General features: G+C 60.3%; 18 protein-coding genes and 1 pseudogene. 6 read left to right on the top strand and 13 right to left on the bottom strand.

The window, feature by feature from the left end:
- Positions 1-3: 3 nt before the first annotated feature.
- From R1A29_RS00585 to R1A29_RS00610, 6 genes are all read right to left on the bottom strand, one after another.
- Complete coding sequence (locus R1A29_RS00585; RefSeq protein WP_438300363.1) at positions 4-1,245, bottom strand: SfnB family sulfur acquisition oxidoreductase; 1,242 nt, start codon at positions 1,243-1,245, stop codon at positions 4-6.
- 209 nt (positions 1,246-1,454) lie between these two features.
- On the bottom strand, positions 1,455-2,219 hold the full coding sequence (locus tag R1A29_RS00590; RefSeq protein WP_438300364.1) for a hypothetical protein: 765 nt from the start codon (positions 2,217-2,219) through the stop codon (positions 1,455-1,457).
- Between the two features lie 473 nt (positions 2,220-2,692).
- Positions 2,693-3,442, bottom strand: coding sequence for an L-cystine ABC transporter ATP-binding protein TcyN (gene tcyN / locus R1A29_RS00595; RefSeq protein ID WP_114881002.1), 750 nt, complete (start codon positions 3,440-3,442; stop codon positions 2,693-2,695).
- Between the two features lie 4 nt (positions 3,443-3,446).
- Positions 3,447-4,112, bottom strand: a complete 666-nt coding sequence (tcyL, locus tag R1A29_RS00600; RefSeq protein WP_114881003.1) for a cystine ABC transporter permease — start codon at positions 4,110-4,112, stop codon at positions 3,447-3,449.
- Positions 4,112-4,912 carry a cystine ABC transporter substrate-binding protein gene (tcyJ, locus tag R1A29_RS00605; protein WP_085712693.1) on the bottom strand — a complete coding sequence of 267 codons (801 nt, stop codon included), beginning with the start codon at positions 4,910-4,912 and terminating at the stop codon, positions 4,112-4,114. Before tcyJ ends, tcyL begins: the two co-directional genes overlap by 1 nt.
- 246 nt (positions 4,913-5,158) lie before the next feature.
- Positions 5,159-6,151, bottom strand: coding sequence for a D-cysteine desulfhydrase (locus R1A29_RS00610; protein ID WP_438300365.1), 993 nt, complete (start codon positions 6,149-6,151; stop codon positions 5,159-5,161).
- 190 nt (positions 6,152-6,341) lie between these two features.
- Here R1A29_RS00610 and epsC point away from each other — a divergent pair, with 190 nt between their 5' ends.
- Together epsC and betT are read left to right on the top strand one after the other, a co-directional pair.
- The gene (gene epsC / locus R1A29_RS00615; RefSeq protein WP_438300367.1) at positions 6,342-7,268 is read left to right on the top strand and encodes a serine O-acetyltransferase EpsC; all 927 of its coding nucleotides are present in this window, start codon (positions 6,342-6,344) and stop codon (positions 7,266-7,268) included.
- Between the two features lie 288 nt (positions 7,269-7,556).
- On the top strand, positions 7,557-9,518 hold the full coding sequence (gene betT / locus R1A29_RS00620) for a choline transporter BetT (protein WP_438301999.1): 1,962 nt from the start codon (positions 7,557-7,559) through the stop codon (positions 9,516-9,518).
- A gap of 24 nt (positions 9,519-9,542) precedes the next feature.
- On the opposite strand, the gene R1A29_RS00625 is transcribed toward betT, so the two are convergent.
- Positions 9,543-9,803 carry a hypothetical protein gene (locus R1A29_RS00625; RefSeq protein ID WP_114881008.1) on the bottom strand — a complete coding sequence of 87 codons (261 nt, stop codon included), beginning with the start codon at positions 9,801-9,803 and terminating at the stop codon, positions 9,543-9,545.
- A 252-nt stretch (positions 9,804-10,055) separates the two neighbouring features.
- Between R1A29_RS00625 and R1A29_RS00630 the strand changes: the two are divergent.
- Positions 10,056-10,319: pseudogene (locus R1A29_RS00630) on the top strand (type II toxin-antitoxin system HicB family antitoxin); the annotation flags it as partial.
- A gap of 38 nt (positions 10,320-10,357) precedes the next feature.
- On the opposite strand, the gene R1A29_RS00635 reads toward R1A29_RS00630, so the two are convergent.
- Positions 10,358-11,395, bottom strand: a complete 1,038-nt coding sequence (locus R1A29_RS00635; RefSeq protein WP_438300368.1) for a LacI family DNA-binding transcriptional regulator — start codon at positions 11,393-11,395, stop codon at positions 10,358-10,360.
- Between the two features lie 206 nt (positions 11,396-11,601).
- Between R1A29_RS00635 and R1A29_RS00640 the strand changes: the two genes are divergently transcribed.
- From R1A29_RS00640 to mgrA, 3 genes are read left to right on the top strand one after another with little or no spacing between them, the layout of a single operon-like run.
- A complete protein-coding gene (locus tag R1A29_RS00640) occupies positions 11,602-13,827 on the top strand; it encodes a TonB-dependent receptor (protein WP_438300369.1) in 2,226 nt (741 codons plus the stop codon).
- A gap of 1 nt (position 13,828) precedes the next feature.
- Positions 13,829-15,148 (top strand): LLM class flavin-dependent oxidoreductase, encoded by a 1,320-nt coding sequence (locus R1A29_RS00645; RefSeq protein ID WP_438300370.1) that lies wholly within the window; start codon positions 13,829-13,831, stop codon positions 15,146-15,148.
- Positions 15,149-15,187: 39 nt separating this feature from the next.
- On the top strand, positions 15,188-16,225 hold the full coding sequence (mgrA, locus tag R1A29_RS00650; protein WP_438300371.1) for an L-glyceraldehyde 3-phosphate reductase: 1,038 nt from the start codon (positions 15,188-15,190) through the stop codon (positions 16,223-16,225).
- Between the two features lie 73 nt (positions 16,226-16,298).
- Here the strand turns inward: mgrA and R1A29_RS00655 are convergent, their stop codons facing one another.
- From R1A29_RS00655 to tauB, 5 genes are all read right to left on the bottom strand, one after another.
- Positions 16,299-17,501 (bottom strand): helix-turn-helix domain-containing protein, encoded by a 1,203-nt coding sequence (locus R1A29_RS00655; RefSeq protein WP_438300373.1) that lies wholly within the window; start codon positions 17,499-17,501, stop codon positions 16,299-16,301.
- Positions 17,502-17,504: 3 nt separating this feature from the next.
- Entirely contained in the window at positions 17,505-18,107 is a 603-nt protein-coding gene (locus tag R1A29_RS00660; protein WP_438300374.1) for a hypothetical protein, read from the bottom strand.
- Positions 18,108-18,308: 201 nt separating this feature from the next.
- Positions 18,309-19,151, bottom strand: a complete 843-nt coding sequence (gene tauD / locus R1A29_RS00665; protein WP_438300376.1) for a taurine dioxygenase — start codon at positions 19,149-19,151, stop codon at positions 18,309-18,311.
- A 57-nt stretch (positions 19,152-19,208) separates the two neighbouring features.
- A complete protein-coding gene (tauC, locus tag R1A29_RS00670) occupies positions 19,209-20,048 on the bottom strand; it encodes a taurine ABC transporter permease TauC (RefSeq protein ID WP_438300377.1) in 840 nt (279 codons plus the stop codon).
- Positions 20,045-20,839, bottom strand: a complete 795-nt coding sequence (tauB, locus tag R1A29_RS00675) for a taurine ABC transporter ATP-binding subunit (protein WP_438300378.1) — start codon at positions 20,837-20,839, stop codon at positions 20,045-20,047. The genes tauC and tauB overlap by 4 nt, the downstream gene beginning before the upstream one ends.
- Positions 20,840-20,847 lie beyond the last annotated feature (8 nt).

Consider the following 20,847-nt stretch of genomic DNA (forward strand, 5'->3'; position numbering starts at 1 on the left):
TCGTCAGATCCAGGAATGGCGAGCCGGAAGTTTTCCGTTCAGGCGGTAAGCGCCGACCGCGTGGTATTTCCAGCGCACCGGGTCGTGCAGGGTGTGCACCCGGGCGTTGCGCCAGTGGCGGTCGAGGTTGAATTCGGCGAGGGTGGCGCGGCTGCCGGCCAGTTCGAAGAGCTTTTCGCTGGCCAGCAGCGAGATCTCGGTGGTCAGTACCTTGGCTTCGGCCACGGCAATCGAGGCGCGGGCGGCGGACTCGGCAGTCAGCGGTGCAGCGTGTACCTGATCCAGCACTTGCCCGGCCTTGCGCAGCAGCGCTTCGGCGGCGTGCAGTTCGATTTTCAGTTTGCCGATGTCGGCGATCACGTAGAGATCGTCACTGGCCCGCTCGACCTTGGCGTCGATCCACGGCCGGGCGCGGGTCTTGACGAATTCGATGGCGTCATCGATGGCGCCATGGGCGATGCCGGCGTCGATGGCCGCTTGAATCAGCTGCGAAACCGCGCCCTGGGTGTTGGGCTTTTCGTTGATCTTCCAGTTATCCACCACGAGGCCTGCATCGACCCGCACGTTGTGCAGCAGGATCGTGCCGCTGGCGGTGGTGCGCTGGCCGAAACCCGACCAGTCATCGACGATGCGCAATCCCGGCGTGCCACGGCGGACAAAGGCCAGCACTTGCCTGCCGTCATCGTTGAGTGCCTTGACCGCGACCCAGTGAGCGAAGAGGGCGCCGGTGGAGTAGAATTTCTGGCCGTTGATCACGTAGTCGTCGCCGTCGGCGGTGATGCGCGCTTTCAGTTCCAGGGTGTCCTTGGTGCCGCGCTCCGGCCCGGCGTTACCGATGCGCCAGCCTTCGAGCACGCTCTGCAGCAGTTGCTGTTTCTGCGCTTCGGTGGCGCTGCCGAGGATCAGGTTGATGATGCCGAACTGGTTCTGCGGGATTTGTCCCAACGCCGGGTCGGCCGCGGAAATGATCGCGAACACCTCGGCCAGGGTGACGAAGGAAACCTGCGGCCCGCCGTACTCGCGCGGAATCGCGATGCTGCCCAGGCCGCTGCGGGTGAACTGCTCGATTTCCGCCCACGGCAGCTTGCGCTGACGGTCGCGTTTGGCGGCGTGTACGCGGGCGACTTGCGCCAGTTCATGTGCAGCCTTGATGGCTTGAGCGTCGTTGCGCAGCACTTGCGCGGGCAACAACAACGGGGCGATGTCCAGGTCACTCTGGACGTTTGCGTCTGCCAGACTGGACATCAGTGCCACTCCTTGGCTGCACGCAATGCCCTGGCGATCTGCACTGGGGTGATTGGGTTCCGGACCATGTTACCTACCTCACATCTCATGAAAAACGCCGCAAAAGTGCGGCGAACGAAAGAATGTCCGGTGGTCCGGTTCATATACCCTAAGCGCGTATAAAATTTAAATAAACTAACTTTTAGGAATATATATAGAAGATCGAAAGCTCACCTGGCTTTGCGCTCCGCAGCCATGGGAGCCCGCCTCGGCTGTGCTTTCAGATAAGGATTCACGCAGCCAATCTTCAGGGTGCGGGACGGCGCCCAGCGCGAGTTGTTGCCGACCCGGTCGATGATGCAATAGGTCACGTCAAGCCGCAGGTCTTCGCCCGCTTCGACGATGACTGCCGGTGGCACCCAGACCTGGATTCCCTGGCCGACATCGGCTTGCGTGACAGGGGGCAGATCCATTCGTGCGTCGCCCCAGCGCAGGGTGATTTCGTCACCCTCGGCCATGTTCAGGTAGGGCTCGATGGTCAGGGGGACGCCGCGCTTGATCTGACTCGGGTTGACCCCACGCCGGCGGATGACGTCTGGCAGGCTGACCGGCAGCAGATACTGGTTTTCCTCTGCGCTGCCTGTTGCGAATTGCCCGCCCGGGCAGTCGAGCTTCACCTGGAACCGGGCGCCGGCCGACAGCACCGGGTTCCTCCCGACCTGCATGACCCGATAGTGCACGCAGGGTGAACCGTTGACGATGAAACTCTCCGGCACCCTGAGGCTGACCGTGCTTCCGATATCGCCGGCAGTCAGCACACGGGAAGCGACATAGCAGTCATCCCAGAACAGCTCGATCAGATCGCCGCTGTCCATATCGTCATAAGGTCCGATTTCGACCGACAGGATGGCGGCCGCCATGAGGTTGATTCCAGTCCCGTGGGTTTGCTCCAGGGTCGGTGGTGGCAGTAGCGGGATGTTTGAAATGCAGGTCATCGGTTTCTCTCCTTGAAGCCTTGCAGCGAAGTCCGTATCTGAAAGAACGAATGGCGTGAATTAATCGGCAATAAAACTTAGGAGTTGCGTACAAGTTTGAAAGTGTCTTGTTGAACTAGCGTGTGCCGGTTGACGACTAGATAAGAGTTCGCCGGAAGAGGTGTCAAGCGAGTGGTTTAGTTAATCCGTGAATTACGGATTAATCAGAAGGTTCCTACGTTGTTATAGCAGTCGGACTAGGCAGGAAAGGGAAAGAGGCTACAGGTTTTCGCGGTTTTCAGCGTGTTTGACTGTTCGTTCTGCTGAAGCAAAGAATCAGAGTGCGGCGAATTTTATGCGCAGGAAGTTGTTGCAGGACATATATATGTACTGCCTTTGCAAGGGATGGGTAGTTTATGTTTTGAGAGTAATTTTTATGTCGGGGAAAACACTACTTCCATCCATGGAAGTGAGTGAGGATGCAGGCGAAGTTCTCAGCCGTTGTTGCGAAACTTGCTGAGAAACTGTCGTGTGCGTTCTTCTTTCGGATTGGCGAACAGCGCCTTGGCTTCACCTTGTTCGACGATCACGCCTTTATCGAAAAACACCACACGGTTGGCCACGTCACGGGCGAACGCCATTTCGTGGGTCACGATAACCATGGTGCGTTTTTCTTCGGCCAGACCGCGAATGGTCGCCAGTACTTCACCTACCAGTTCCGGGTCGAGGGCCGATGTAGGCTCGTCGAACAGGATCACTTCCGGCTCCATCGCCAGCGCCCGGGCAATCGCCACGCGCTGTTGCTGGCCGCCGGACAGGCGCCGTGGATAGGCGTCTTCCTTGCCCGCCAGGCCGACCTTGGCCAGCAGCTTCTTGCCCAGGGCAATGGCTGCGTCACGGGGCGTCTTCTTGACCACGATCGGGCCTTCGATGACGTTTTCCAGGGCGGTGCGGTGAGGGAACAGGTTGAAGTTCTGGAACACGAAGCCCACATGCTGGCGCAGGGTGCGCACCAGATTCTGCTGCTGGTTCAAGGGACGACCGGTATCGATCTCGATATCGCCGACCTTGATCCGGCCACTGGTGGGTTGTTCGAGGAAGTTCAGGCAGCGCAGGAACGTGGTCTTGCCCGAGCCGCTGGGGCCGATGATGGCCACGACCTCGCCTTCCTTCACTTCAAGATCGATGCCGTTGAGCACGACTTGACCCTTGAACTGCTTTGTCAGTTTTTCCACGACAATCATGGGGTCAGGACTCCTGGTCGTGCCGATTGACCCGCTCTTCCAGCTTGTTCTGGAAGTGCGACAGCACTGTGGCCAGAATCCAGTAGATCAGCGCGGCGGCAAGATACATGGTGAAGACTTCGAAAGTCCGGGCGGTAATCAGTTGTGCCTGACGGAACAGCTCCGGCACCTGAATGGTGGCGGCCAGTGCGGTGTCCTTGACCAGTGAAATGAAGCTGTTGCCCAGCGGCGGCAACGCTGTGCGCATGGCTTGCGGCAGGATGGCCCGGCGCAGGGTCTGCGCACGGGTCATGCCGATGCTTGCAGCTGCTTCCCACTGACCACGTTCGATGGAGCCGATCGCGGCACGCAGGATTTCACAGGCATAGGCGGCCATGTTCAGCGAAAAGCCGATCAGGGCTGCCGGCAGCGGGTCGAGTTCCAGCCCCAGTTGCGGCAGGCCGTAATAGATCACGAACAGCTGCACCAGCAACGGCGTGCCGCGAAAGAACGACACGTAGATGCGGGCCAGCCAGCTGACCGATTTGAAACGCGACAGGCGCATCAGCGCCAGGCCAAAGCCCAGCAGCAGGCCGAAAAACATGCCGCCGAGGCTGAGGACTACCGTGTAGTACGCGCCCTTGAGCAGAAAGGGCGCGGAGTCCAGTGCGAGTTGGAAAGCTGCTTCCATTATTTGGTGACGTCAGCTTGGAAGTACTTTTCCGAGATCTTGGCCAGGGTCCCGTCGGCACGCAGCTCGTCGAGGGCCTTGTTCACGGCCGCCAGCAGCTCAGGCTCGCCTTTGCGCAGGGCGATACCGGATTCCTGACGGGAGAACGCCTGACCGGCCGCTACGGTTTTCGGTGCTTTCTTGGCGTACTCGAGGGCGGCCAGACGGTCGATCAGAATCGCGTCGGTACGGCCGTTGTTCAGGTCGGCGAACTTGGTCGGATCATCGTCGTAGGTACGCACGTCGGCACCCGGCACGTTGGCGCGGACCCACTGCTCGTAGTTGGTGCCCAGGCCCACGCCGACTTTCTTGCCGGACAGGTCGGCGGCGGTCTTGATGTTCAGCGCGGCTTCCTTGTCCTTCAGCACCAGCGCCTGAATGCCGGAGATGGTGTACGGCTCGGAGAAGTCATACTTCTTCTTGCGCTCGTCGGAGATGGTCACCTGGTTGACTACAACGTCCAGACGCTTGGATTCCAGCGCGGCAAGGATGCCGTCCCACTTGGTTGGCTGGATCTTGGCCTTCACGCCCAGCTTCTTCGCCAGGGCTTCGGACAGCTCGACTTCGAAGCCGGACAGTTTGCCGTCGGCATCGACGAAGCTGAACGGTGGGTAAGTGCCTTCCAGGCCGACGTTGATAACGCCTTTGTCCTTGATCTGTTGCAGTTGCTCACCGGCAACGGCGCTGCTGATCAGACCGGCGCTCAGCGCCAGGCCCAGCGAACCTACCAGCAGATTTCGACGTAGTGCGGAAAGAATCATGACAAGCCCCTGTGTTTTCTTATGGAAGACGCTTAAGGAAAGTTGGCGAATCCGGGAATTGGACGACAGCGCTATCCTGCCTTAAAGCAGCTTATGCGTCTCTCGCGATATTCGCCTGCGGCGAGACTATAAGACTGTTCTTTTAGAATGGAAAATAATGAATTTTCAATTTGTTATGCATTTAATGAATATTTACTCGGGCCGGTGCTTAGCGTTCCCACGCAGGGCGCGGGAACGCGCTCAGGCTTACAGAAAATCCTTGTAGGCAAACAACGCCGGGGCACCGCCGGTGTGCAGGAAAATGATCGGGCCGTCGTCGAAACGCCCGCGCCCGATGCCGTCGAGCAACCCGGCCATCGCCTTGCCGGTGTAGACCGGATCAAGGAGCACGGCGTCCTGGCTGGCCAGCAGTTTCACCGCCGCCAGCGTCCCGGCATTCGGCTCGCCGTAACGCGGGCCGAAGTATTCGTCCCACAGCTCGACCTTGAAACTCTCCGGCAACGCCACGCCCAACAGATCGGCGGTGCGTTCGGCCAGACCCTGAACTTTCGGGCGCTGATCTTCTTCGCTGCGCGAAACCGTCACGCCGATCACCGGCAGTTGCGGCAGCACTTCGCTCAAGGCCAGTGCCAGGCCGCTGTGCGTACCGGCGCTGCCCGAAGCCAGGACCACGGCAGAAAATTGCAGGCCGGTGTCCTCGATCTGCTGCGCCAGTTCCAGGCCGGCGCGTACGTAACCCAGTGCACCGATGGCGTTGGAGCCACCGATCGGCACCAGATACGGCTTCTTGCCGTTGCTGCGCAGGCGCACGGCGAGGGCGGCCAGTTGTTCGTCGGCGTTGTCGAGGTTGTCGACCAGCTCGACCTTGGTGTCGAACAGGTCCAGCAGCAGGCGGTTGCCGTTGCCGGTGTAATTGGCGTCGTCGGTGCCCAGCGGGTTTTCCAGCAGGGCCACGCAGCCCAGGCCCAGTTTCGCGGCCAGCGCAGCAGTCTGGCGGACGTGGTTCGATTGCAGTGCGCCGGCGGTGATCAGGGTGTCGGCGCCTTGGGCGATGGCATCGGCGGCGAGGTATTCGAGCTTGCGCAGCTTGTTGCCGCCCATGGCCAGCGGCGTCAGGTCATCACGCTTGATGTAGACGTCGCGACCGAGCCAGTTGGACAGGCGCTCGAGTTTTTCCAGTGGGGTCGGTTGGCCAAGCAGGTCGAGGCGCTTAAAGCGGTCCAGCTGTTGTTTAATCATGAGTCCGTACTGGCGGAGGAAGATCACAGGACTATAGGCACGCCGATTTACCGGGGCAACCGCCAATCGCTTATAGCCAAATGTGCTTAGGCCAGCACTATCGGTTCTTAATTCGCCTCCGGGGCGTTGCCGTAAAGTAGTGGCCGTTGACGCGGCCAGACAGTCCGGCCGCCCGTGAGGAGTCTTTACCGTGAGCGAGCGTTCCAGCCATTGGCAATTGCAGACCATCGTCAGCCAGCTGCGTACCGCGCGGGATCAGTGGCGTGCGCAAAATGGCCGCGCCAGCGGCGAGCAGGGCGGGCGCGAACTGCCGTCCCGTGATGCGATGGCGCAGATTCTCGAAGCCCTGTGCGGCGCGTTGTTCCCGATGCGTCTGGGGCCGGTGGATCTGCGTGAAGAGAGCGAGGATTTTTACATCGGTCACACCCTCGATGTTGCATTGAATGCATTGCTGGCCCAGGCACGACTCGAACTGCGTTACGTCGCCCGCCACAGCGCCCGGGATGACAGCGAAGTCGAGGCGCAGGCCATCCGGATCATTCAGGATTTCGCTCTGGCGCTGCCGGGCCTGCGCAGTCTGCTCGACACCGATGTGCTGGCCGCCTACCACGGCGATCCGGCGGCGCGCAGCGTCGATGAAGTGCTGCTGTGCTATCCGGGGATTCTGGCGGTGATCCACCATCGTCTCGCGCACCATTTGTATCGCGCAGGCCTGCCGCTGCTGGCGCGGATCAGTTCGGAAATCGCCCACTCGGCGACCGGCATCGATATTCACCCGGGCGCGCAGATCGGCCGCAGTTTCTTTATCGATCACGGGACCGGCGTGGTAATCGGCGAGACCGCGATCATCGGCGAGCGCGTCAGGATCTATCAGGCGGTGACCCTCGGCGCCAAGCGCTTCCCGGCAGACGAAGACGGCCAGTTGCAGAAGGGCCATCCACGCCACCCGATCGTCGAGGACGACGTGGTGATTTACGCCGGCGCGACGATTCTCGGGCGGATCACCATCGGCAAGGGTTCGACCATCGGCGGCAACGTGTGGCTGACCCGCAGCGTGCCGGCCGGGTGCAACCTGACCCAGGCCAACCTGCAGCATGATGACGGGACGCAGAAGTAATTTTCCTGTCCGTTCGTTCCCGCGCAAGGCGGGAACGAACGCCCTCACTACAGCGTCATACCCCTCCCTGAGCCAGCGTACGAAAGGTACCGCTGAGCCCTGCGATTAGTCCTGAGCGTGCTATCCATGTTTAACTTGAACGTTCATTCAAGTTAAACCGGTAGCTCGCTGCCCGCTCACAACAGGAGGCTTGCCTTTGCTGAGTCCGATCATTTCAGCCATTTTCCAACCCCTTGAGGTGCACCGTTCATGAGTGCATCGTCTACCCCCGCCAGCGGTCTGGTACGCATGAATCCGCCGGTGTTCTGGTTCGCCGCGACGGTGATCCTGCTGTTCGGCCTGACCGTTATCGCCATGCCGGAACGGGCCGGTGCCTGGCTGCTTGAAGCGCAAAACTGGGCGGCCAATACGGTCGGCTGGTACTACATGCTCGCGATGACCCTGTATCTGGTCTTCGTGGTGGTCACCGCGTTATCGGGCTACGGCAAGATCAAACTCGGTGCCGACCACGACGAACCCGAATTCAGTTACCTGTCCTGGGCCGGCATGCTGTTCGCCGCCGGGATCAGCATCACGCTGTTTTTCTTCTGTGTGTCCGAACCGCTGACCCACATGCTCCAGCCACCGCAAGGAGAGGCCGGAACGGCGGACGCGGCGCGTCAGGCGATGCAGATCCTGTTTCTGCACTGGGGCCTGCACGGCTGGGGCGTGTTCGCCTTTGTCGGCATGGCGCTGGCGTATTTCGCCTATCGGCACAACCTGCCGTTGGCCCTGCGTTCGGCGCTGTACCCGCTGATCGGCAAACGCATCAACGGGCCCATCGGCTACGCGGTGGATGGCTTCGGCATCATCGCCACGGTGTTCGGCCTCGGTGCGGACATGGGCTTCGGCGTGCTCCATCTCAACTCCGGTCTGGACTACCTGTTCGGCATCGCCCACACCCAGTGGATTCAGGTCGGTTTGATCACCCTGATGATGGGTGCAGCGATCATCGTCGCCGTCTCCGGTGTGGATAAGGGCGTGCGGGTCATGTCCGACATCAACATGCTGCTGGCCTGTGCGCTGCTGCTGTTTGTGTTGTTCGCCGGCCCCACCCAGCACTTGCTCAACACCCTGATCCAGAACCTCGGCGACTACCTCGGCGCCTTGCCGACGAAGAGTTTCGACCTCTACGCCTACGACAAACCGAGCGACTGGCTCGGTGGCTGGACGGTGTTCTACTGGGCCTGGTGGATTGCATGGTCGCCGTTCGTGGGCCTGTTCATCGCACGGATTTCCCGTGGCCGGACCATCCGCGAATTCGTCTTCGGCGTGCTGTTGATCCCACTCGGTTTCACCCTGGCGTGGATGTCGATCTTCGGCAACAGCGCCATCGATCAGGTGCTCAACCACGGGATGTCGGCACTGGGCATGTCGGCCCTCGACAACCCGTCGATGACCCTTTACCTGCTGCTGGAAACCTACCCGTGGAGCAATACAGTCATCGCGGTGACGGTGTTCATCAGCTTCGTGTTCTTCGTCACCTCCGCCGACTCCGGCACCGTAGTGCTCTCGACCCTGTCGGCCAAGGGTGGTAACCCGGATGAAGACGGGCCGAAATGGTTGCGGGTGTTCTGGGGCGCGATGACTGCGCTGATCACCAGTGCGCTGCTGTTCTCCGGCAGTATCGATGCGCTGAAGTCAGCGGTAGTGCTGACCTCGCTGCCGTTCTCGCTGATTCTGCTGCTGATGATGTGGGGGCTGCACAAGGCGTTCTATCTGGAATCGCAGAAGCAGATCGCGCAGCTGCATTCGCTGGCCCCGGTCTCCGGCTCGCGGCGTGGCAAGGGTGGCTGGCGCCAGCGCCTGAGCCAGGCCGTGCACTTCCCGTCGCGGGACGAGGTGTACCGCTTCATGGACACCACGGTGAAACCGGCCATCGAAGAAGTGACGGCAGTGTTCGTCGAGAAGGGGCTGAATGTCGTTACGCAACCCGATCCGGCTCATGACAGCGTCAGTCTGGAAATCGGTCACGGCGAGCTGCACCCGTTCATCTATCAGGTGCAGATGCGCGGTTACTTCACGCCATCGTTCGCCCGCGGCGGTATGGGCTCCAAGCAGCTCAACAACCGTCGCTACTACCGCGCCGAAGTGCATCTGAGCGAGGGCAGTCAGGACTACGATCTGGTCGGTTACACCAAAGAACAGATCATCAACGACATCCTCGACCAGTACGAACGGCACATGCAGTTCCTGCATCTGGTGCGTTGATCGGCGCAGGGCGCCGGGACAGTTTCAGGTCTCGGCGCTCAGCACCATGAACAGCACCATCGCCGCGATCGGTACGCCAAACACGGCACTGCCAATCGCAATCTCCGACCCCAGCGGCTGCCCGGCGTGCACCACGCCGACCGCGCCGTTGATCACCGTCAACGCCAGCCACAACGCCGCGAAACCGTAGGCCATGGTCTGTCGACTGAAGCCGATGCGCTCGCCGATGTAGAGCATCAGCGCCAGCAGGATCAGGCCGAAGAAGATGATGATTGCGGTGTGCATGGTGGGTTTCGCCTGGTGGATTCGTTTATCTGCGATTCGTCCAGCTCGGTGTTCTTTAGAGCATAGCCAAACCGGCCCATTCTTTTCGTATCTCTCCGCTGGCTGACCATGACGCTCTGTCTATGCCATCCAGACTGCGAGCTGCATCAGATCTTCACGTAACGATCGATTTCAAGATGTGTAATTTCGCTTTCTGAATGCTGGTTATACCTATAGTGCGCTGCATCAACGGGTGTACAGGAAGGAGCTCTAATGAAATTTCCGGTCGTTCTGCACAAGGATTCCGACTCAGACTACGGATTGATCGTCCCCGACATTCCGGGTTGTTACTCGGCGGGTGGTACAGCCGCCGAAGCTGTTGGCAACATTCAAGAAGCACTGACATTGCACTTTGCGGGACTGGTCGCGGAGGGTGAGTCGTTGCCGCAGGTGCAGGACATTGATGCTCATCTCGACAACCCGGAATACGCCGGAGGCGTTTGGGATGTAGTCGAGTTTGATATCACCCCATATTTTTCGATCTGACTCGCATATCGTGAGAGCGAGTCTTTGGGTCAGGTACTTTCTCGCTCGATGACTTGGCATTGCAGCAAATTAAGTCGCTGCACCTCATCACTCGGCAACACGCCCAGGCTTTCCAGCACCCGCGTCGCCGCCAGTACGCCGATCTCCAGCGCCGGCGGTTTGATTGTGCTCAGGCTCGGCAGCAGCATCTCGGCGAACGGGTAGTCGCCGAAGCCGAGGACGGCGCAGTCTTCGGGGATCTTGAGGCCGGCGCGTTGCCCGGCGAGCAGGCCGCCGGCGGCGAGGTTGTCGTTGGCGAAGAAGATGGCGTCGGGGCGCGGCGAGGCGGTCATCAGTGCTTCCATCGCTTGCTTGCCGGCTTCGAACGGGGCGCGATCTGCATCAGGTGCGAACACCCAGGGTTCCAGACCGAGTTCACGCACGGTCGCCGCATAACCGTCGCGGCGCTCCAGTGCGCTGAGGTCGCCGGGGGCGCTGTTCTGCACAAATGCAATCCGCCGATAGCCCTTGCCGTGCAGATAACGGGCGGCGCTGACACCTACCTCGAAGTGCGAAAAACCGATCTGCATCGGCTCGCGATCCGGTTGGTAATCCCAGGTTTCGATCACTGGAATATCCGCTTCGGCGAGCATCTTTTCCGTGCCCGCACTGTGGAAGTGACTGGTCACTACCAGCGCTGCCGGCGACCAGCCGAGGAACGCCCGCACCGCGTTTTCTTCCTGCTCGGCGCTGAAGTAACTCGATGCCAGAAGAAGCTGATAGCCGTGACGGCTGAGGGTGTCGCTGAAGCCCTGAATGGTGTTGGCGAAAATCGGCCCGGAGATGTTCGGGATCACCATGCCGACGATTTTCCCCCGCGCCGAGGCGAGGCCGCCGGCCACCAGATTCGGTACATAACCCAGCTCGGCGACCACCGCCGCGATCCGTTCGCGGCGTTCGGGCGAGACCTGTTCCGGCTGGTTGAAGTAGCGCGACACGGTGATCGCCGAAACGCCGGCCTGGCGCGCCACCGAGTTGAGGGTCACACGACCGGCGCCACGGCGTTTGCGGGGTTTTTCTTCGCTCAAGGCTCGATCCTTCTTAAAAACCAAAACGCATATAAAAGTAATTTTTCAGTATTGGACGCTCTATGTGGGGCTTGCCAATACTGGCGATGTTAGCGCTAACAAAGCGCGTTGTCTGCTACTCGCTCGAGCGAATGCCCAAGACACCGAGACAGGCGCTGTCGTCGTAGAACGGCAGCGGTTCAGGGCAACTTTTCGAGCGGGCAAACATGCACAACATTCCTGGGGCGACACACAAACTGGCGCAATCGATCCGCGCTGCGGGCTGGCTACTCACCGGGCTGGCCGCGCTGCCGCTGCCCGCCGTGTTCGCCGCCGACAGCAACGATCAAGAGCCGACACTCAAGTCCGTCACAGTCACCGCCACCCGCCGCGAAGAGTCGCTGCAAAAGGTCCCGGTGGCGGTGTCAGTGATCGACGGCGAGCAACTGGAGCGCGATAACCGCAACAGCGTGGCGAGCATCGTCCAGCAGGTGCCGTCACTGAATTTCCGCACCGGCGCATCGAACAAGGACACCTCGTTGTTCGTGCGCGGTGTGGGGACGATTTCCACTTCGCCGGGCGTCGAGCCGACGGTGGCCACGGTGATTGATGGTGTGGTTTATGCGCGGCCCGGCCAGTCCACTCTCGATCTGCTGGACCTGGAGCGCGTCGAAGTTCTGCGCGGGCCGCAAGGCACGTTGTTCGGCAAGAACGCCTCGGCCGGCGTGCTGAACATCACCAGCAAGGCACCGACCGCCGAGACCCACGGTTACATCGATCAGTCGTACTACAGCGGCAACGAAAGCCGCACCCGTTTCGGCATCGGCGGCAGTCTGATTCCGGATACGCTCAAGGGCTCGATCAGCACCTTGTTCGGCAGCTATGACGGCAATGTGGATAACAAGCACAACGGCCAGGAGGTCAACGGTTACAACCACCGTGGCGTGCGCGGCAAACTGGAATTCACCCCGAACGACGACGTCACCTTCACCCTGATTGCCGACTACATGCAGTCCAATGATGACGGCCCCAATGGCGTCGTGACCAAGTCGCTGACCCCGACGTTCACCAATGCACTGAGCCCGGTCAGCGCCACCAGTCACAACCGCGATATCAACACCGACACCCGCACCCACGTCGAAGACACCAACAAGGGCCTGTCCGGCCAGCTCGACTGGCAACTCGGCGATTACACCCTGACGTCGATCACCGCGTGGCGCGGCTGGGACAACACTCAGTATCAGGATGGCGACCGCCTCGGCACGGTGACGGCTGCGTTCCCCGGCACGGCGGACAAGGGCGATCTGGCTTTCGACCAGTACTCGCAGGAGCTGCGTCTGGCGTCGCCGAAGGGCGGGTTCCTCGAATACGTCGGCGGCCTGTTCTACATGCACGGCAAGGATGACGAAACCTATCAGCGCACGCTGACCACCACCGCGCGGACCGATCGCGGCGTCGCTGACTACAGCACCACCAGCGACAGCTACGCGGTGTTCGGCGAAAGCACGCTGAATTTCACCTCGGATTTCCGAGGCATCGCCGGCCTGCGCTACACCCACGACGATCTGGAATACGATCACCGTCGCGTTTCCACTTCCGCTACCACCGTCAGCGGCATTCAACCGGCTACCAGTAGTTCCGGTTCGGTGGACGAGGACGGCTGGTCCGGCCGGCTCGGTTTGCAGTACGACCTGAGCGATACCGTCACCACTTATCTGACTTACTCGCGCGGCTACAAAGGCCCGGCCTACAACGTGTTCTTCAACATGCAGCCGCGTGATACCGAAGCGCTGAAACCGGAAACCTCCAACACCTGGGAGGCGGGGATCAAAGCCTCAAGCTGGAACAATCGCCTGACCACCAACCTTGCGGTTTTCCACAGCGACTACGACAACTATCAGGCGAACTTTTTTGACACCGTCGCCGGGCAAGTGGTGACGCGCCTGATCAACGCCGGCAGTGTCAGCACCGAAGGCGTGGAGCTTGATTACGCCCTGCAGGCGACCCAGCAACTGAAGTTCTCCGGCGCACTGGCCTACACCCGCGCCCGCATCGACCAGTTCGCCTGCCCGGCGGGCGCGGCGGCGTCGTGCAACGTCAACGGCAAGCCGCTGCCGTTCAGCCCGGACTGGAAAAGCTACGTGCGCGCCGACTACACCATCCCGCTGGAAAACGGTCTGGATATCGAACTCGGCACCGACTACAGCTGGCAGAGCGAAGTGCAGTACGACATCAGCCAGAACGCCGACACCAAACAAGGTGCTTACGGCCTCTGGAACGCCAGCGTCGCCCTGGCCGATTACACCAACGGCTGGCGCGTGGCGTTGCTCGGCAAGAACCTCACCGACAAGTCCTATTCGCCGTTGCTCGCCAGCGGTGGCAACTACATCTACCGTGCCGTGCCTCGCGACGACGAGCGCTACTTCGGCGTGCAACTGCGCAAGGACTTCTGAGATGAGCAGACAGCTGAAACTCGGCGCGTTCCTCATGGCCACCGGGCACCACGTCGCCGCGTGGCGTCACCCGGACGTGCCGGCCAATGCCGGACTGGATTTCGCCCACTACAAACGTCTGGCGCAGGTTGCCGAGGCGGCGAAGTTCGACACCTTGTTCGTCGCTGACAGCGTCGCCGCGCCGACTCACGACATCGCCAGCCGCATGGCCCGTTCGGATCACTTCGAACCGCTGACCTTGCTCTCGGCGTTGAGCGCAGTGACCGAACACATCGGCCTGATTGCCACCGCCACCACCAGCTACAACGAGCCGTACCACGTGGCGCGTAAATTCGCGTCCCTCGATCACCTGTCCGGCGGGCGAGCGGGGTGGAATCTGGTGACTTCGGACAACGCCGCCGAAGCGCAGAATTTCGGCCGCGACGAACACATCGGCCATGCCGAGCGCTATAGCCGCGCCCGGGAATTTCATCAGGTGGTGACCGGGCTCTGGGACAGTTGGCAGGACGATGCCTTCCTCCGCAACAAGGTCAGTGGAGCGTATTACGACCCGGAAAAACTGCATGTGTTGGATCACGTCGGCGAACACTTTCGGGTCAAAGGCCCGTTGAACGTCGCGCGTTCACCACAGGGTCAGCCGGTGATCGTGCAGGCCGGCTCGTCGGAAACCGGGCGGGAACTGGCGGCGCAGACGGCCGAAGTGGTGTTCACCGCGCAGACCTCGCTGGCCAGCGCTCAGGCGTTCTACGCCGACCTCAAGGGCCGCTTGCCGAAGTACGGACGGAGTGCCGATTCGCTGAAAATCATGCCCGGCGTGTTTGTCGTGGTCGGGCAGACAGAAGCCGAAGCGCAGGAAAAATGTGAAACGTTTCAGCAATTGGTCGAACCCGAGGTTGGCGTCGCCCTGCTTGGGCGTATGCTGGGTAACTTCGATCTGTCGAAGTACCCGCTGGACGGGCCGCTGCCGGACTTGCCGCTGACCGAAAGCGGCCAGCAGAGCCGGCAGAAGCTGCTGACCGAACTGGCTGGCCGCGAGCATCTGACGCTGGCCGAACTGGGCCGGCGAATCGCTGGCGGTCGCGGGCATTACAGCGTTGTCGGTACGCCGGCGCAGATAGCCGATCGTTTGCAGGAATGGTTCGAGCAGGGCGCGGCGGACGGCTTCAACGTGCTGGTGCCGCACTTGCCCGGCGGGCTCGAAGACTTCGCCAATGGCGTGGTCCCGGAACTGCAACGGCGCGGGCTGTTCAGAACCGAATACGAGGGTCGGACCTTGCGCCAGAACCTTGGCCTTGCCCGGCCCGGCAATCGCTTTGCGTAGCAATCGACACCCATTTCAAGACCGACAAGAGAGGATTCGATGACTTACTCCGCTGCCGAAAACCGCTATGACTCCATCCCTTACCGCCGCGTCGGACGCAGCGGTCTGGTATTGCCGGCTCTGTCCCTGGGCCTGTGGCACAACTTCGGCGACAGCACGCCGATCGACACCCAACGCGCGTTGCTGCGCACCGCGTTCGACCTGGGCATCAACCACTTCGACCTGGCCAACAACTACGGCCCGCCCTACGGCAGCGCCGAGACCAATTTCGGCCGACTGCTGCGCGAAGACTTCAAGCAGTACCGCGATGAACTGATCATCTCCAGCAAGGCCGGTTGGGACATGTGGCCGGGCCCTTACGGCCAGGGCGGTGGCTCGCGCAAATACGTGCTGGCCAGCCTCGATCAGAGCCTGCAACGCCTGGGCCTGGACTATGTGGATATCTTCTATTCGCACCGCTTCGACCCGGACACCCCGCTGGAAGAAACCGCCAGCGCCCTCGCCACGGCGGTGCAGCAGGGCAAGGCGTTGTACATCGGCATCTCGTCGTATTCCGGGGTTAAAACCCGTGAAATCGCCGCGTTGCTCAAAGAGTGGAAAGTGCCGCTGCTGATTCACCAACCGGCCTACAACCTGCTCAACCGCTGGGTGGAAAAGGACCTGCTCGACACCACCGACGAACTCGGCACCGGCGTGATTGCATTCACCCCGCTGGCGCAAGGTCTGCTGACCGACAAATACCTCAATGGTGTGCCGGCGGATGCGCGGGTCAACCGTCCGGGTGGCGGTTCGTTGCAGGCTTCGCACTTGTCCGAAGCCAACATCGCTCATGTGCGGGCGCTGAACGAGATCGCCAAGCGTCGCGGGCAGAGCCTGGCGCAACTGGCATTGGCGTGGACGCTGCGGGATCCTCGGGTGACTTCGGCGCTGATTGGTGCGAGTCGGCCGGAGCAGATTGTCGAGAACGTCGGGGCTTTGAAGAATCTGAGCTTCAGTGCTGAGGAACTGGCGGAGATTGACCGGTTTGCCCAGGAGGGCGGGATCAATCTTTGGGAGAAGCCTTCGACGGCGGTGTAGGTGGTTTCGAAGACTTGAAGCGTTATTACGGAGAAGCCTCACTGGACGAGGTTTCTCCGTAATTTTTGTAGTTTTACTTTTTGCTCGGGAACCCGAGTACTTCTGCGGTCTCGCTGAAAAATGAATCTCTTGCGGTTCGTTTTCTCAGTTGCATGTCGATCACCTGTGACTGATCTGGCAGGGTGAAGTAACCCTTGTCCAAACTGCATAGGCTTTCCAGTGTGGGTAGCGGTAATCCGAGCAACTGTCTGAGTTGAGATCTAGAAAGGACTTTATTTTCCACGAGCATTTTTACGCCTCGTGCAATCAACTGAGGCCTTTCAAAGTCGAAGTCAGCGTCCATCGGCTCACCTTTGACCCATCCTCTTGCTGACCTAGCCTTCCACAGTCTTGTTGTAGTGGTTTCGTTGATTATTTCCAGATCCTGGCATCTACGAACCATTGCTGCTACAGAGACTTTCCAGCGTGGTTTCAACGCTAGCAAAGTATCCAAGGTAGGCCATCGAATTTCTCTCAGGAAGCTCTCCGCTGGCATCAGGAATGCGCTGGCGAATCGATGAGCCTGAGACTCAAGCAGATCGTAATTCGATTCGTACTGCTCCTTCGATACATGACGATGTAGAACGATATGCCCCAATTCATGTGCAGCATCGAATCGGTTTCGTATGCCGTTCGCCTTGTCTGCTACAAGGAGGACATAAGGCCGCTGATCCAACTCGTACCAATTTGAAACGCCATCCATTTTCAAATGGCCCAATGTGGTCCGAGTACAGACGATGCCTGCGTTTTCGAGAACCTGAATGACATTGGGGATGGGAGCAGTCCCAAGCCCCCAGGCTTGGCGGCATTCGCTGGCCATTCGTTCGATTTCTTCGTCCGAAATCAGCAAGCAGTTACTTTCTTCCAGATGAGGAACATTTACTGCGACGAATTCCAGGCTTTCCTGAAGCTTATACGAGACCTCCTGAAGCCATTCCAGGCGTACTTCCGCTATTTCCCTGGCGTTTGCCGTGGCACTTACCTGAGATCGAAAAAAGAACGGCGTACGCTCACTCGTTACGATTTGTTCTTCAAGTAGCCAATTCTCACTGACGCCGAAGACCTCACATAGTCGTTGGAAAGCATCGGCCTCAGGAACCTGCACCCCGTTTTCCCATTTGGAGATGTTTCCAGAGGCGCGCCCCACCATTTCGGCTAACGCGGTTTGGGTGATGCCAAACGTGAGCCGTAACTGCTTGAGACGCTCGGACTGGAAGCCCGCGACTCCAGTTCTCATGCTTCACCTCTTGGAATTTTTCTCATCATCAATTTGATCTTCAACGTCTTCGGCGCGGCGCATCTTATCTCGCAATTTCACCAATTCAATCGGTTTCTGATCAGTAGCCTGATTATCAGAATAGCTCTGAAGCAGCTCTTCAAATGTGCAATCCATGTGGAAACCTTTCCCGTTGAAATAGGGCACCGCCATCATGATTGCGATGGGTTCTGATTGATCTGCTGAACGAGGTGGTGGTGCATGGACTACGACAAGCGCATGAATCAGTTGTTCGGTAACCGTGTGCGCGAGCCCGTCAATCCAATCCATTTGAATTGAGGCTAGTGACTCATTCAACGTTTTGAGTTCGTTGCGGTGTTTGGCAGCTCGGATTTCTTTCTGCCAAGGCAATACAACGGCTGTGATGCGCAGCTTTCCCAATTCCAAAAGAACGTAGTTATGCCCTTTGGGATCCGTGCTCTTGACGATAGGATTCCAGCGCTTCATCCCAGCCAAGGCGTCCTGAACAAGTGAATGGCGCAGATGACCTCGCAAGTCTTCCGGGGGCGTGTGAATCAGGAGGTCTTCAACCTCCTTGGCCGCCTTTTGAAATGTCTGTGGGATCAAGACCTCAAGTTCATCAAAGAACTCCCTGTCGACCTGCGCACGAATGGATTTCTTCTTTTGTGACCATGCGATTCACCACTCACTATTCGGTAAGCGGATTTTTACTTCATTTTTATTCGTTATGAAAGCGGTGGCTGTTCTTTTGTACAGTGCTCCGACAAGCGGAACATTTTAGGATGGCGAGTTTTCTTGCCGAGGCTTTCACCTGAAATACGGCACATCCCCCAACACCGTAGCCCGCTGCATCACCCGCCGCGCCGGACGGTAATCATCCACCGCGTAATGCTGCGTCACGCGGTTGTCCCAGAACGCGATGTCATCCTTCTGCCAGCGCCAGCGAATGGTGAATTCCGGCCGCGTCGAATGGGCGAACAGAAACTTCAGCACCGCTTCACTCTCGGTCTCCGACAGCTCATTGATCTTCGACGTGAAGCCTTCGTTGACGAACAGCGAACGCCGCCCGCTCACCGGGTGAGTGCGAATCACTGGATGCGACAGCGGTGGATTCTTGCGCCGCGCCTCTTCCCACTGCGCCAATGCCTCAGGCGTGTTGCCGTAGCGCTCCAGCGGAAAGGAGCGGGTGAAGTCGTGAGTCGCGGTCAGCCCTTCGAGCATCGCCTTCATCGGCGCCGACAGCGCCTCATACGCGGCAATCCCGCTGGCCCACAACGTGTCGCCACCGAACTCCGGCAACAGCTTGGCGCTGAGCACCGCGCCCATGGCCGGGGTTGGCAGGAAGGTCACGTCGGTGTGCCAGATCGCGTTGTCGCGCACGTCGGTGACGGCGGTGTCGAGGATCAGCACTTCCGGTTGTTCCGGTACGTTCGGGTAGATCGGGTGAATGTGCAGATCGCCGAAATAGTGGGCGAAGCGCGCCTGTTGCGATGGCTCGATCGGCTGATTGCGAAAGAACAGCACCTGGTATTTGAGCAGCGCCTGCTCGATGGCATCGCGCTGTTCCAGGTTCAGCGGCTGGCTGATGTCGACGCCGCTGATCTGTGCGCCGAGGGCTGAGCTTAACGGGGTGATGTTCAGGCTGCTCATGGTGGTTCTCTTCAATTCCGGGGCCCCGAAACTGTCGGGGTAGTCAGTGCTGAAAAATCAGTGGGCCTGGCCGTGCCACGGCACCAGTTTGCGTTGCAGGGCACGCAGGCCCATTTCCATGGCGAAGGCGATCAGGGCGATGACGAGAATCCCCAGCACCACCACATCGGTGACCAGGAATTGCGCAGCCGACTGCACCATGAAGCCGAGGCCGCTGGTGGCCGCGATCAATTCGGCAGCAACCAGAGTCGACCAGCCGACACCCAGACCGATACGCACACCGGTCAGAATGTCCGGCAGGGCGCTGGGCAAAATCACGTGGCGGATCAGTTGTGCGCGAGTGGCACCCAGCGACTGTGCGGCGCGCAATTTGGCCGGGTCCACGGTGCGCACGCCGGTGGCGGTGGCAATCGCGATCGGGGCGAAAATCGCCAGGTAGATCAGCAGCACTTTCGACAGCTCGCCGATGCCGCACCAGATCACGATCAACGGCAGATAGGCGAGTGGCGGGATCGGGCGGTAGAACTCGATCAGCGGATCCAGCACGCCACGGGCGATGCGGTTGGCGCCGATGGCAATGCCCACCGGCACGGCGGTCAGAATCGCGAAGCCGAGGCCCAGACCGATGCGGCTGAGGCTCGCACCCAGGTGCTGCCACAACGTCGAATCCATGTAGCCCGTGGTCGCCAGCAACCAGCCTTTTTGCAGCACGGCGGACGGCGGTGGCAGGAACAGCGGTTCGATCAGACCGGTGGCGGTCACCGCCCACCAGATCACCAGCAACGCGAACAGGGTCAGCAGGCTGATCAAGCGGGTGCTGAGGCTGCGACGCACGGGAATCGCCACCGAGGTGGCGGCGGGTTTTACTGCGGTGGCGGAAACGTCGTAACTGCTCATGCGCGCTCCTGCCGTTGAACGGCGCTGCGTTGCGAGAACACTTTGGCGAGCACGTGTTCGCGGGTTTCGATGAAGCGCGGATCGGACTTGATCGCCCGCGCCGATTCGCCGGCGGCGTAGCGCTTGCCGAAATCCAGGTGCAGGCGCTCGACGATCTGTCCCGGATTCGGCGCCAGCAGAATCAGGTCAGTGGCGAGGAACACCGCTTCTTCAATGTCGTGGGTAATCAGGAACACCGGTTTGGCGGTGCGTTGCCAGACTTGCAGCAACAGCTCCTGCATCTGTTCGCGGGTGAAGGCGTCGAGGGCGCCGAAGGGTTCGTCCATCAGCAGCACGCGCGGGTCGGCGGCAAGGGCGCGGGCCAGGCCGACACGTTGCTTCTGGCCGCCGGAGAGCTGCCAGATACGACGGTTTTCAAAACCCGAAAGATCGACCAGCGCGAGCATTTCCCGGGCGATCTGTTCGCGTTTTTCCTTGGCCACACCGGCCAGCTCCAGACCGAAAGCAACGTTGGCCAGCACATCCTGCCAGGGCAGCAGGGCGTCGTCCTGGAACACCACGCCGCGCTCGGCGCTCGGGCCTTTGACCGGCACGTTGTCGAGGGTGATGCGGCCGGCGCTCGGTTCGACGAAACCGGCAATCAGGTTCAACAGCGAAGTCTTGCCACTGCCGGACGGGCCGAGGGCCACCAGCAATTGCTGAGGGCCGAGGGTCAGGGAAATGTCGGACAGTACCGGTTCCGGGCTGCCGGGATACTGTGCGCTGATGCGCTCCAGCTGTAGCAAGGCCATCGCAGTTA

It is taken from the genome of Pseudomonas sp. NMS19W, assembly GCF_051554255.1.
In the GTDB taxonomy this organism is placed as follows: Bacteria; Pseudomonadota; Gammaproteobacteria; order Pseudomonadales; family Pseudomonadaceae; genus Aquipseudomonas; species Aquipseudomonas kribbensis.